The organism is Paenalicyclobacillus ferrooxydans (genome assembly GCF_001399675.1).
Taxonomy (GTDB): domain Bacteria; phylum Bacillota; class Bacilli; order Alicyclobacillales; family Alicyclobacillaceae; genus Alicyclobacillus_B; species Alicyclobacillus_B ferrooxydans.
This window is the reverse complement of record NZ_LJCO01000046.1, coordinates 1-13,074: the sequence shown is the minus strand read 5'-3', so window position 1 is coordinate 13,074 and position 13,074 is coordinate 1. Positions and strand designations below refer to the sequence as shown.

The window sequence follows — 13,074 nt, the reverse complement described above, 5'->3', positions numbered from 1 at the left end:
AAGTCATGGAGGGTTGCAGGTTGCTGAAATGGTTTGTTCCTTTAAGTGTCGTCTTCTTCGCCGGCAGCCTCGTGGGTGATTTGACTCATTTACCGCCCGTCTTTTCTTTTTTTCTTACGGGCATCGCCATTATCCCAGTGGCCGGGTGGATGGGTCAAGCAACTGAAACCTTGGCGATTTACGCAGGTCCGCGCGTGGGAGGATTGCTATCCGCCACATTTGGAAATGCCGTTGAACTCATTATCGGAATCATCGCGCTGCGAGAGGGATTACAGACTCTGGTTAAAGCGTCCATAACGGGCTCGATTCTCGGCAACCTGTTGTTTGTCCTTGGTATCAGTTTTCTCATTGGTGGCATTCGGCACCCGATTCAGCGTTTCAATGTGAAGGCAGCCCGGAGTCAATCTGCGATGTTGTGGTTGAGTGTCGGAGTCACATTTGTTTTGCCGGCGGCGTTTGCAGCATCGGCTAAAACGGATCCGTCCGTGGGAAAGGTAGTCTCCTTTGTTGCAGCTGTTGTGGCTCTGGTGTTGTACTTGTCCGGGCTGTTATTCTCCCTGTATACACACCGGTATCTGTTTGAAACGGTTCACGATGCAGGCGAAGGGCACGAACAACCCCCACTCAGCTTATGGGTTGCTGTTGTGTCTTTAGTGATTACAACCGTGATGGTTGCTTTCGAGAGTGAATGGCTGGTGGGGGCGGTGAAGGTCGTCGGTCATCGGCTAGGTTGGTCGGACGTCTTTATGGGCGTGATTGTGATTGCCATTGTTGGTAACGCTGCGGAACACGCCTCGGCGGTTTGGATGGCATGGAAAAACAAGATGGAACTGTCGACGGAAATCGCGGTTGGCAGTACGCTTCAAGTGGCAATGTTTGTTGCCCCCGTGCTGCTGCTCGTGAGTTACGCGATCGGGCAACCAATGTCACTTTTGTTTTCTTGGCCAGAGTTGATGAGCATGGGCGCAGCCGTCTTGCTCGTTGTGGTGTTAATGCTGGATGGGGAGTCCAATTGGCTCGAAGGCGCGCTTGCATTAGGAGCGTATTTTGTGATGGCTGTCGGGTTTTTCATGTTGAAGGGTTTAACGTAAAGGGAGGGGAGTACATGGCGTTCTTACGGCAGATTGCTAAGCATTTCGGAATTGGGCTCGTTACGGTTCTGCCGTTTGCTCTCGTCATTTGGGTTGTTGTATCCGTTTTCAACATTGTCGACAGCTGGTTTGGCCCGGAGTTTGATCATCTTGTAGGGGCGAATCTGCCTGGTGCGGGATTTTTGCTGGTGGTTATCGCCATTACTTTGGTCGGTTTTCTCACGAAGTTGTACATAAGCCACCAACTGTTTGTGATGATGGACGCGTTGTTTGAACGAATTCCCATCGTCAAATCCTTGTATTCGATGTTTAAGGAGATTGTGAACAACCTTCTCGGGCACCGGCGCGGATTTCGACAGACTGTCTTGGTGGCGTGGCCAGACGACCGGGCGTTGATGCTCGGCTTTGTGACTACCGAGAACTTGTCTCCACAAGTCGATCCCGATGGGGACCACATCGCCGTTTACATTCCAAATGCGTTTCAATTTGCGGGCATCACGGCGATTGTACGCAGAGATCAGGTTCGTCCGTGCGGCCTTACGGTCGAGGAGGCCATCAAGTTCTCGCTCTCGGCTGGTCTTGGAAATGGTCGGAACGCGAAGGTAAAAGATCAATCCTCCGACTCATAAGTCGTGCAGGTTGTGTGAAGGAAGTTGGTGTGTCTGCCCATTGTTGCCCCCTCCTGATTATGGTAGAATCCACGGTATAGTTGTACCGCCAATGGGACATTCGTCCTGGTATGGTGAAGCAGAGTTGAGCAGGGAACGTGAAGCCCGGGGGGGGAAGGTCGTGACCACATTTCAAAATCAGGTTCGTCCTGGTATTGACCGTATTCAGCCATACGTTCCGGGACTTACAGATGATGAGTTAAGACGCCGATACGGATTAAAACGTGTCATCAAACTGAACGCGAATGAGAACGCACTGGGTCCATCACCGCTTGCACTTGAAGCCATTCAGCGTGAGTTGGGACAGTTGCACCACTATCCGGACGGAGGAAGTCAGTTTCTTCGTGATGAGATTGCAGGGTTTCACAGCGTAGACGCCAGTCAGGTGCTGGTCGGGAACGGGTCGGATGACATCATCAAGCTCATTTCTGAGACGTTTCTGAATCCAGGCGACGAGGTTGTTGTACCCGCACCTTCGTTTTCCCAGTACCAGTTTGGTGCGTTCATTATGCAGGCACAAGTCAAAGAGGTTCCACTCGGTCCTGGGTTTGAATACGACGTGAAGGCCCTCGCTGAGGCAGTGACACCGCGCACCAAGTTATTGTACCTGTGTTCACCGAATAATCCGACAGGGACATATCTAAGACACTCCGATGCATTATGGTTGCTTCGTCAACTGCCGGAACATGTCATTGTGGTTGTTGACCTTGCGTACAACGACTTCACTGAACGCCGAGACCGGGTCGTTGATAACGCTGAGTTGCTGTCTGACCCACGTGTTGTCGCCTTACACACATTTTCGAAGATGTACGGACTGGCGGGGCTTCGTGTCGGCTACGGACTCGCGAGCGCGGATTTGTGGGGATACGTGCACAGGGTGCGGGAACCATTTAACGTCAACCGCGTTGCCCAGCGGGCAGCCGCAGCGGCACTGAAGGACTCGGCACACGTCGAAGCGTCCCGTCAGTTAGTGCAGGCAAGCCGCGAGCAGTTCTCGCGTTTTGCTGACGTAGAGGGTCTAGTCGCGATTCCGACAGAAGCAAACTTTGTATTGCTCCGAACGGGAGATGGTGTAGAGACCACTAGGCGACTAATGGAACGAGGTGTCATGGTACGGGCAGGTTTCGCGGGACTTGCTGAGTATGTACGCATCACGTTCGGAACCCTGGAGGAAAACGAGTTCTGCCTAAATGAACTGGGTTCTGTCCTCAAGGAGTTTGCCAGCGTCTGAACGGAAACTGCATAAACGTTAAACTCGTCGTCCGGGGCAGCGAACGCGCGCGAGAGACCACTAGTCATTAGAAATCACAAAGGGATTCGACATCAAACAGAGGACTGCCAGGCATCCCCAGGCAGTCCTCTGTGGTGTTGTTGTCTGTCGTCGATTTTGATGTGAGGACAAGTGTCATTATGAAGAGATAACCGGTTCACCTGCAGGGGTATGGGGTTAGTTTTGACCTTCAATTGTCCCTCGCGGTGCGCCATTTGCAGAGGGTTCATCTGGTGGTGTTTTTCGGTCAGAGTCGACCGGGTTCTGATCGCGATAGGCGGACATCGCTCGATCCCCTTTTTGCCACGGGGTCGACTTTCCGAGCTTTTCGTTCCGCGGCGAACCATAGGGTCCGTCGGGGAATTCCTCGAACAGGATGTCGCTGCGTGCAGCTTTTACATATGAAAGCTCAGCGTTCTCTCCATCGTCAGTAATGGGACCAGGGTCATAACCGCCAGAATTGACACTGGAGATACCGTGCTCGCCTCCTGTGTCGGATATGTCGTGGTTTCGGTTGTCTGATTCGGATGACATTGGCGCTCACCTCCATGTCAGGTTGAGTCACTGCAGGTGTATTGTTCGACAGAGTTGTGCGTGCTATCCCTATCGACCCTTGAGGGCGGAGGCATAGATAGATAAAATGTCCCAAGAAGGGAGAATTTCTTATGGCAGATAAAGTGGTGCAGTCACCGGTTCGTGTGCGCTTCGCACCGAGTCCAACCGGCTCTTTACATATTGGCGGTGCGCGGACGGCGTATTTTAACTGGCTCTTTGCACGAAAGCATCAGGGCGTGTTTGTGCTCAGGATTGACGACACAGATAAACAGCGATCTACAGAGGACTCGTATCGGCAAATTTTGGAGAGTTTTCGCTGGCTGAACATCGACTGGGATGAAGGACCAGAAATCGGCGGTCCGTATGGACCGTACCGCCAGTCAGAACGCCAGCACATCTATCGGGCACAATTAGAGAGGTTGATTGCAGAAGACAAGGTGTATCCGTGTTTCTGCACGCAAGAGGAGCTGGCGGCACAAAGAGAAGATGCACAGAAACGAGGGGAGACCCCGCGGTATTCCGGACGTTGCAGGCATCTATCAAACGACGAGCGCCGTGCCCGGATTGAACGAGGAGAGCGTCCTGCCTATCGCATTCAGTCCCCGACCGCAGGAACAACTGTCGTTCACGATATCATTCGGGGTGATGTAGAATTCCAAAATACTGAGCTCGATGATTTTATTGTATGGAAGGCTGACGACACGCCGACCTATCATTTTGCCAGTTGCGTCGACGATGCGCTGATGGCGATTACCCATGTCATTCGCGCTGAGGAACACCTTTCGAATACGCCGAGGCATGTGGCGCTTTTTACAGCCCTCGGCTTTCCTGTGCCGCTGTTTGCGCATGTGCCGATGATTCTTGCACCGGATAGAAGCAAGCTCAGCAAGAGACATGGTGCCACGAGTGTTGAGGAATATCGCCAGCAAGGCATACTGCCGGAGGCGCTCGTTAACTATCTGTTGTTGCTCGGCTTTTCACCAGGGGATGACAAAGAGCTCCTGACGCGCGACGAAGCAGTGTCGGTGTTTGATTTGGAGCGGGTTGCCAGGCACGCGGCAGTCTACGACATCAAAAAGTTGGAATGGTTAAATGCACATTACCTGCGCCATATGTCACTCGACGTCCTATTGGACTCCATCTGGCCTTTGCTGGAAGCACGCGGGTGGGTTCATGAAGCCATGACGAGAGAGCAATTGACTTGGGTTCGCACCCTTGCTGGAGCAATGCAAGAAAGGTCCAAGTCCTTTGAAGAACTTGTGGCGAGTTTGAACTGTTACTTTGATAGGGTTCGTGACTTCGATATAAAGGGAGTCCGGAAACACTTCTCGAGACAAGATGTGTCGACACATTTGCGTACGGCGGCAGATGTGCTTGGGGATGTTCATCCGTTCATCGTACCTCGGATTGAAGAAGTGTACCGCAAGTTGATTCATGAACTGGGGCTGAAGACCGGGGAACTGATTCATCCATCACGTCTTGCTCTTACTGGCGTGACAATTGGGCCGGGGTTGTTCGATGTGATGGCGCTCCTCGGCCGAGAAGTTTGTCAGGCACGTCTGCGGGAAACTGCAGGAAAAATCGAAGCGGGTGCCTTTGCCCTGGAAACGACCAAGTAAACAGACAACAATAATGTGTTTGCTGATAATAGGTGGGGAAGAGGCGTTGACAATCAGCTGTTTGGCCTGTATAATCACCTATTGTCAGTGGGATGCCGAATGGTGTAATGGTAGCACGACTGACTCTGAATCAGTTAGTCTAGGTTCGAATCCTAGTTCGGCAGCCAGCGGCCCTATCGTCTAATGGTTAGGACGCCGCCCTCTCACGGCGGTAATCGGGGTTCGAATCCCCGTAGGGTCACCATTTGGGTCATTAGCTCAATTGGCAGAGCATCCGACTCTTAATCGGCAGGTTGAAGGTTCGATTCCTTCATGACCCACCAAGGTGAAACAAAGAGACGGCTTCGTGGTGAAGCCGTCTCTTTGTGTTTTACGATGTAGCTGTGGTGAACTAAGCATCGGATCGAAAACAATTCACGTCATTTGCAACGAAGAGGTTTCGATTTGTGTGGTTGTCTTCTAATATAGAGTTAACGATTATAGAGTTAACGATGAGTGTCGACATATCAGCGGAGGGACAGGCTTGGATCACACGCAGCGGACCGACGATAAGAGATTCCGTACAATTGCAACCTGGGTTGATACGTATGCAGAACACGTGCTTCGTTACGCGTTTTTGTACACGAACTCGATGGAACAAGCTGAGCGTTTAACTGTACGCTCCTTCGCTCAGACCTATCGAAGGATGGATATTTCGCACGTGTATCTGACAGACAAGAATGCTGTGTTTGGCGGCGTTGTTACCGCTTGTCGAAGTGACGAGTTTCAAATCACGCAAAACAAACCAGCACCGGGGGCGTCAAACGACGATGCTGAAGTCAGAGCTGACACGTCGGCAGTGCCATCTCAAGAACTGAAAGCCGGAACATGCAGCGGAGATGCTCTACACATCGCAGATCGCATTCGACGACTTCCAGCAGACTTGCGAATTCCCCTGCTTCTGGCGACCGTCGCTGGACTTGATCTGGCAGATATCACCCGAATACTCTTGCTCCCACGACGAGTCGTGCAGTCACGGCTGCGGTCGGCGGTTGTGGAAATAGATCCTGCGATGGCCGAGCAAGCACCAAAACAGGTGCAGTTATCCGATCTAATGTCGGTCTATGATAGATTATCGGAATGTACAGCCGACCTTCGCGTCTCTGAAGCACTGTATTCTCGCATCCGTAAGATCGTTGCAGCAACAATCCAAGAGATGAAAGCAGAGCGGCGACATCGTGGGCCGAGGTGGCTCACTTATGCTGCTGTGTTGACTGGCCTCGCTTCACTGCTCGCGGTGGACGTCGGCGTGCGCGGGATACTCCCGCCGCGCACTGCAGCTCCGACCGCAGCTTCCGTGAGCGGGACCTTAACGGGGCTGCCAAGCGCGTTAGCCGGCTTGCCTGTCTCAACAGATGCGCAGTTTAAGTTGACGAGCTTACCAGAGGCTTCGTCCCTTGATCACGTTGTGTTGACCGGATCAGGCATGTATCTCCCGAAGCTGGAAGAGTCTGTGGATGCGTGGCCCTCGATTCAAGTTCGCTACTTGACCTATGCGGATAAGGGGCAAGATTTCACGACAGTGACAAAGGCGCCGGTGGCTGCCATTGACATGGTTCCGCCGATCGTTCGGTCTACAGGCAAGGGCACTGGGGCTTCAGCTGACTGGAAAGTCGTCGGGTGGCGATTTGACGTAACCGGTCACTGGGCGGTCGCTTCGGTGAATTGGATGTCGGATCAGTCAAGAGCGACAGTGGGCCAGTTATACCTGTTGTACCTCCCAACTGGACAGTCAAACCTTGTTAAGACGTTTGGCAGCTCGACTGCCACGGGTTCGGCTCAGATCTTTGTCTCCGCAGTTGGAGATGGTCGTGTCATCATTCAGCGAGCAGTAACGAACTCACTGACACAACCGCCAGGGGAATCGACTGTCCACTCCGGCACGTCCGCAAAATCTGGGACGGGGAACAGGAACGGTACGGGCGGACGTTCGAATGGAGGCACGTCAAGCTCCCTGAGTTCGGGTCAGAGCGTGGTTGGACTTCCTGTTGAGGTCTACCAGTTATCCGGTACAGAACCCCTGCACGCCTTGGGAACGCCAACTCAAGTTCCAGCCCCGTTTGGTCTCATGCAAGACCCATCAGTGTTCTCATCGGGAATTATGTTTATGGGCATTGCAGGGCAGCCCTCTGATGCCAATGCACCCAATACGACGTGGTATCTGATGTCCTGGAATGGTGACCTGACTCGATTTGTGGGTCCGCCTGTGGACGGTCAGGCTCACTATGCCCTTGCGGGAAACACTGCGGATTTCTGGTGGGCAGAGACCACACCGAACCAAGGAGTAGGAACAACGGTTTACACTAAATGGCAGGTGCTTATGTCCCCTCTGACAGGAGACACAGCGGCTCAGTCCCCAGCGCTGAATCTAGCGCAACCGGTAGCCTGGTTTGGAGGGTACGGCAATCACGTGGCGTGGATTCAGGACACGCAGAAACAACTGCAACTGGTGGTTGCGTCCGTAAAGTGATCCCTGCCATAATCATCGCATCATAGGATTGCTAAAGTGGCCCAAAAGGGGGTGACTGCATGAATGAGACGTTGAAAAATAAGTTATCCTTACTTCCTGCTCAGCCAGGTGTCTATATGATGAAAGACCGAAGCGGCCGCATTATCTATGTTGGTAAAGCGAAGGTGCTGAAAAATCGTGTGCGGTCATACTTTACGGGCTCGCATGACCGAAAAACACAACTGCTCGTATCAAATATTCAGGACTTCGAGTACATCGTCACAGACACGGTGGTTGAAGCTCTTGTGCTCGAGTGCAATCTGATTAAACAACACACTCCTCAGTACAACATCATGCTGCGGGATGATAAGGCTTATCCATATATCAAGATTACACACGAGGTTCACCCGAAAATTGAAATTGTAAGAAAAGTGAAGAAGGACAAGGCGAAGTATTTTGGGCCATACCCGAACGCAACGTCAGCCAGTGAGACGAAAAAACTGCTCGAGCGTCTCTATCCACTTCGCAAGTGCAAAAAGCTGAAAAAGAAGGTTTGCTTGTATTACCATATCGGACAGTGCTTGGCGCCCTGTGAGTTTACGGTGCAACAGGAGACCTACGATGAAATTGTTGCGGAAATTTCACATTTTCTCAGCGGCGGACATAAGGAAATCGTCAAGCAGTTGCAGGTCCAGATGGAGCAGGAAGCTGAACGGCTGAATTTCGAACGGGCCAAAGAGCTGCGAGATTTGATCCACCACATCGAACGCGTCATGGAGCAGCAGAAGGTCACTGTCACGGACGATATCGACCGAGATGTATTCGGATTTGCGGCCAACAAGGGACTTCTGTGCATCCAGGTGTTCTATGTCAGGGGCGGCAAACTGATTGAGCGTTCCGTCAATGTCATGCGGCACTATGGCGAACCTGCTGAAGACTTCATGTCATATGTCGAGCAGTTTTATTATCAGCATGCAGATGTTCCACGCGAAGTGTTGCTGCCCTCAGGCGTCGAAAGTCAAACCTTGCAGGAGTGGCTGCAGGCCAAGTGTTTGCACCCCGTACGAGGACTCAAACGTCAACTCGTCGATTTGGCGAATGAAAACGCCAAGCTTGCTCTGACCGAACGGCTTCGATTGATGGAACGGGATATGGACAGGACGCTTGGCGCTGTGATTCAGTTAGGCGAGATTCTTGGAATTCCTGCGCCGTCTCGTATTGAGGCGTTTGATAACTCCAATATACAGGGGACTGACCCTGTTGCTGCTATGATTTCGTTTGTCGACGGTCAACCTGCCCGTTCTGAATACCGTAAGTACAAGATTAACGGTGTGAAGGGCCCTGATGACTACGAGTCGATGCGTGAAGTCGTACGTCGGCGCTACACGCGTGTTCTTCGCGACAAACTTCCATTGCCTGACCTCGTTGTCGTGGACGGGGGGAAAGCACATTTGGAGGCTGTACTCGACGTGCTTGAAAATGAGCTCGATCTCGATGTACCCGTCTGCGGGCTTGCCAAGGACCAACGACACAAGACCAGTCAGTTGTTTTTCATGCACGAGGGGACACCTGTGTCTATTGATCGACATTCGCAAGCCTTCTATTTGCTTGAACGCGTTCAAGATGAAGTGCACAGATACGCCATTACCTTTCATCGGCAGACACGTAAAAAGACCGGCTTGGCGTCCGTCCTCGACGACATTCCCGGCATTGGCCCTGCCCGGCGTAAAAAGCTATTGAGCCACTTCGGGTCTCTGAAAGCGATGCGAGAGGCTGACCTTGAAGCGTTCCGCGACCTGGGTCTCAGTGAAAACCTCGCAAAGTCCATTCAGGAGCATCTTTCTCTCAAGGCTTAAACATACTATAGACAATTCTACCCGGATGAACTATCCTTTCTAGCGGAGCCGCTCTTGCGGCTCTTTTGTGTTACAAGTTTCCTTTCTTGACGCTGTGAAATGCAACCATTACAATTTGTAATGGAAAACGAGTCCCTACTCGGATGGCAGTCGGACAACGACTGCCGTTACATATGTAATTCATTCGGAGCAGGTGGCATATCGAAGGGAGGCAGACGCGTGGCGCAAGCACAGCAGAGTTCAGATTTTTTGCTACGCCGTTTACACACCTTGGCTGGCGTGATTCCAGTAGGATTGTTTCTTCTGGAGCATTTGTTCACGAACGCCATGGCGACAACACCAAATGGGGCGGTATCATACAACAATGCTGTTGATACCATTCAGCATATCCCGCTCCTACACTTCATCGAATTCTTTTTTATCTTCTTGCCTCTGATTTATCACGGTGTATACGGCCTTTATGTTGCGTTCACATCGGGTTATAACGCGGGGCAGTACTCTTGGACGCGCAATGTGTTGTTTGTGATCCAACGCATCACGGGCATCATCACATTCGTGTTCATTATTTACCACCTGTGGACCACTCGTTTTTCCGGTAAGGCACCAACATTCGAAATGGTTCACCAATTGGTGAGCAATCCTGCCTATTTCTGGTTCATGATCGTCGGTGTTGTAGCAGCTACATTCCACTTTTCCAATGGCCTCTGGTCATTCTGCGTCCACTGGGGGATTACGGTGGGTGCCAGAGCCCAGCGTGTGACTGCGTACGTTACGATGATCGTTTTTATTGCTTTGGCCGGCATTGGCGTGGACGCACTAATCGCATTCACACACGCGGCATGAGGAGGGAACGCACATGAGCCAACGCATCATTGTTGTCGGAGGCGGCTTAGCCGGTCTCATGACCACTATCAAAATTGCGGAAGCCGGAACTTCGGTTGACCTTTTCTCACTCGTCCCAGTCAAACGTTCACACTCAGTCTGTGCTCAAGGCGGCATTAACGGCGCGGTCAACACCAAGGGTGAGGGTGATTCACCGTGGGAGCACTTTGACGACACCATCTACGGTGGGGACTTTCTTGCAAACCAACGACAAGTCCTAGGCATGTGTGAAGCAGCCCCTGGCATCATTCACTTGCTTGATCGCATGGGTGTCATGTTCAACCGCACACCCGAAGGACTCCTTGACTTCCGTCGTTTCGGTGGAACAAAGCATCACAGGACGGCATTTGCAGGCGCTTCGACAGGTCAGCAATTGCTTTATGCGTTAGATGAACAGGTCCGCCGCCACGAGGTGTCGGGGTTGGTACAAAAGTACGAAGGCTGGGATTTTCTCGGGGCCATCGTAGATGAAGACGGGGTGTGTCGCGGCATTGTTGCCCAGGACCTCCGCTCCATGGAGATTAAATCGTTCCGTGCAGATGCGGTTGTCATTTGCACCGGCGGCATCGGCATGATTTTCGGGAAGAGCACAAATTCCATGATCAACACCGGATCGGCCGCATCGATCCTGTATCAACAAGGCGTGTATTACGGAAACCCTGAGATGATCCAGGTTCACCCGACGGCGATTCCGGGCGACGACAAACTTCGCTTGATGTCCGAATCGGCTCGCGGCGAAGGTGGACGAGTCTGGACATACAAGGACGGAAAGCCGTGGTACTTCCTCGAAGAGATGTACCCTGAATACGGCAACCTGGTCCCGCGTGACGTCGCGACTCGAGCGATTTTCAAAGTTTGCGTGGAAATGGGCCTTGGAGTCAACGGTGAGAACCAGGTCTATTTGGATCTGTCTCATATGCCGGCGGATGTGCTGAATGTCAAACTCGGCAACATCTTAGACATTTACGAGAAGTTCGTTGGTGATGACCCGCGCAAAGTTCCAATGCGTATCTTCCCAGGCATGCACTACAGCATGGGTGGTCTCTGGGTCGATATGAACCAGATGACCAATATCCCGGGTCTCTTCGCTGCCGGCGAAGCGGAGTTCCAATTCCACGGGGCAAACCGTCTCGGAGCCAACTCCCTCTTGTCCTGCATTTACGGTGGTATGATTGCGGGACCGAATGCGGTCAATTACATCAAGGGTGTCAAGCGTTCCTGTGACGACCTCCCGGCCGCGCTTTATGAAGGCCGCGTCAAGGAAGAAGAAGAAAAGTTTGATGCGCTGTTGCGCATGGAAGGTAACGAAAACCCATACCAGCTCCACCGCGAGCTTGGTAAGTTGATGACGGACAACGTCACTGTCGTCCGTTACAACGACCGTTTGAAGGAGACCCAGGTTAAGATTCGAGAGTTGATGGACCGCTACCACAACATCGGCATGGCGGACAAGTCACGCTGGGAGAACCAGATGGCACAGTTCACGCGCCACCTGTGGAACATGCTTCAAATGGCTGAAGCCATCACGGTCGGCGCGTTGCTTCGCGATGAGAGTCGTGGGGCACACTATAAACCAGATTTTCCGGAACGTGATGACGAACGGTTCCTGAAGACGACAAAGGCATCTTGGACACCGGAAGGTCCGAAAATCGAGTACGAAGAAGTTGACGTCTCACTGATTCCTCCACGGAAGCGGAACTATGCTGTCGCTAAGGAGGCGAGTGTATCGTGAGTGCAACAGCAGTCGAAGTTGCAAAGAAAACGGTCCATCTGATTATCGAGCGTCAGGACAATCCAAACAGTCAGCCATACACACAGGAATTCGTCGTTCCGTACGTGAATGGAATGAACGTGATTGCTTGCTTAATGGAGATTCAGCGCAACCCAATAGATAAAAACGGGAAAGCAGTGGCTCCTGTCACGTGGGAGATGAATTGCCTCGAGGAAATCTGCGGAGCGTGTATGATGGTCATCAACGGCAAGCCTCGTCAGGCGTGCACCGCCCTGGTTGACCAACTCGAACAGCCGATTCGCCTGCGTCCTGCAAGGACGTTTCCGGTTATCCGCGATCTCGTCGTGGACCGCAGCCGTATGTTTGACGCGTTGAAAAAGGTCAAGGCATGGGTGCCGATTGATGGGACCTATGATCTGGGACCAGGACCACGCATGGCGGAGAAAGATCGCCAATGGGCGTACGAGCTGTCACGTTGCTTTACCTGCGGAGCATGCGTTGAAGCCTGTCCGAATGTCAATGAGCGCACGTCGTTCGTCGGCGCATTTGCTATCTCCCAAGCCCGTCTATTCAACGAACATCCGACTGGAAAGATGCACCGCGAAGAGCGCCTCGAAGCCCTGATGGGCGAAGGCGGCATTCACGAATGCGGCAATGCGCAGAACTGCGTCGAGGTTTGCCCAAAGGGTATTCCGCTCACAACGTCGATTGCAGCGATGAACCGTCAGGTCACGTATCATGCGATGGGAGCTTGGCTACGCAAGTAAGGAGTATCCCAGTTTGCGAGCAGACAGAGCAACTCCTATTGGATATAAAAGAGAAAGTGGATCAGCCGGGCAGCATGCCCGGCTGTTTTTTTTGCTTTTCGACGAGGGCTTGGGTGGATGGGTGGATGGGGGTTGGGGGTTGGGGG

At 52.4% G+C, this 13,074-nt stretch carries 10 protein-coding genes and 3 tRNA genes; 12 read left to right on the top strand and 1 reads right to left on the bottom strand.

Features of this window, described 5'->3' with window-relative positions; all coding sequences use genetic code 11:
• Window positions 1-20: 20 nt before the first annotated feature.
• The 3 genes from cax to hisC all read left to right on the top strand — a co-directional run bounded on the left by cax (window position 21) and on the right by hisC (window position 2,990).
• On the top strand, window positions 21-1,091 hold the full coding sequence (gene cax, locus AN477_RS10875; RefSeq protein ID WP_083486174.1) for a calcium/proton exchanger: 1,071 nt from the start codon (window positions 21-23) through the stop codon (window positions 1,089-1,091).
• 14 nt (window positions 1,092-1,105) lie between these two features.
• Entirely contained in the window at window positions 1,106-1,720 is a 615-nt protein-coding gene (locus tag AN477_RS10870) for a DUF502 domain-containing protein (RefSeq protein WP_054969188.1), read from the top strand.
• Window positions 1,721-1,880: 160 nt separating this feature from the next.
• The gene (gene hisC / locus AN477_RS10865) at window positions 1,881-2,990 is read left to right on the top strand and encodes a histidinol-phosphate transaminase (RefSeq protein ID WP_054969187.1); all 1,110 of its coding nucleotides are present in this window, start codon (window positions 1,881-1,883) and stop codon (window positions 2,988-2,990) included.
• A 216-nt stretch (window positions 2,991-3,206) separates the two neighbouring features.
• Here hisC and AN477_RS10860 read toward each other — a convergent pair whose 3' ends face one another.
• Window positions 3,207-3,563 carry a hypothetical protein gene (locus AN477_RS10860; RefSeq protein ID WP_054969186.1) on the bottom strand — a complete coding sequence of 119 codons (357 nt, stop codon included), beginning with the start codon at window positions 3,561-3,563 and terminating at the stop codon, window positions 3,207-3,209.
• A 131-nt stretch (window positions 3,564-3,694) separates the two neighbouring features.
• On the opposite strand from AN477_RS10860, the gene gltX reads away from it, so the two are divergent.
• The 9 genes from gltX (at window position 3,695) to sdhB (ending at window position 12,928) form a co-directional block, all read left to right on the top strand.
• Window positions 3,695-5,203, top strand: a complete 1,509-nt coding sequence (gene gltX, locus AN477_RS10855; RefSeq protein WP_054969185.1) for a glutamate--tRNA ligase — start codon at window positions 3,695-3,697, stop codon at window positions 5,201-5,203.
• A 93-nt stretch (window positions 5,204-5,296) separates the two neighbouring features.
• Window positions 5,297-5,370 (top strand) — tRNA-Gln (locus AN477_RS10850).
• A gap of 2 nt (window positions 5,371-5,372) precedes the next feature.
• A tRNA-Glu gene (locus AN477_RS10845) sits at window positions 5,373-5,447 on the top strand.
• Between the two features lie 3 nt (window positions 5,448-5,450).
• Window positions 5,451-5,526 (top strand) — tRNA-Lys (locus AN477_RS10840).
• 200 nt (window positions 5,527-5,726) lie between these two features.
• Window positions 5,727-7,712 carry an RNA polymerase sigma factor gene (locus AN477_RS10835; RefSeq protein WP_054969184.1) on the top strand — a complete coding sequence of 662 codons (1,986 nt, stop codon included), beginning with the start codon at window positions 5,727-5,729 and terminating at the stop codon, window positions 7,710-7,712.
• 59 nt (window positions 7,713-7,771) lie between these two features.
• Window positions 7,772-9,547, top strand: a complete 1,776-nt coding sequence (gene uvrC / locus AN477_RS10830) for an excinuclease ABC subunit UvrC (protein WP_054969183.1) — start codon at window positions 7,772-7,774, stop codon at window positions 9,545-9,547.
• A 219-nt stretch (window positions 9,548-9,766) separates the two neighbouring features.
• Window positions 9,767-10,390, top strand: a complete 624-nt coding sequence (locus AN477_RS10825; protein WP_054969182.1) for a succinate dehydrogenase cytochrome b558 subunit — start codon at window positions 9,767-9,769, stop codon at window positions 10,388-10,390.
• Window positions 10,391-10,403: 13 nt separating this feature from the next.
• Window positions 10,404-12,161 (top strand): succinate dehydrogenase flavoprotein subunit, encoded by a 1,758-nt coding sequence (gene sdhA / locus AN477_RS10820; protein ID WP_054969181.1) that lies wholly within the window; start codon window positions 10,404-10,406, stop codon window positions 12,159-12,161.
• Window positions 12,158-12,928 (top strand): succinate dehydrogenase iron-sulfur subunit, encoded by a 771-nt coding sequence (gene sdhB, locus AN477_RS10815; protein ID WP_054969180.1) that lies wholly within the window; start codon window positions 12,158-12,160, stop codon window positions 12,926-12,928. The genes sdhA and sdhB overlap by 4 nt, the downstream gene beginning before the upstream one ends.
• Window positions 12,929-13,074: the final 146 nt, after the last annotated feature.

What these genes read in the sequence shown, in the direction of transcription:
- uvrC (WP_054969183.1), top strand. Translation starts at nt 7,772, where the DNA reads ATGAATGAGACGTTGAAAAATAAGTTATCCTTACTTCCTGCTCAGCCA.
- AN477_RS10860 (WP_054969186.1), bottom strand. Translation starts at nt 3,563, where the DNA reads ATGTCATCCGAATCAGACAACCGAAACCACGACATATCCGACACAGGA.
- AN477_RS10870 (WP_054969188.1), top strand. Translation starts at nt 1,106, where the DNA reads ATGGCGTTCTTACGGCAGATTGCTAAGCATTTCGGAATTGGGCTCGTT.
- gltX (WP_054969185.1), top strand. Translation starts at nt 3,695, where the DNA reads ATGGCAGATAAAGTGGTGCAGTCACCGGTTCGTGTGCGCTTCGCACCG.
- sdhA (WP_054969181.1), top strand. Translation starts at nt 10,404, where the DNA reads ATGAGCCAACGCATCATTGTTGTCGGAGGCGGCTTAGCCGGTCTCATG.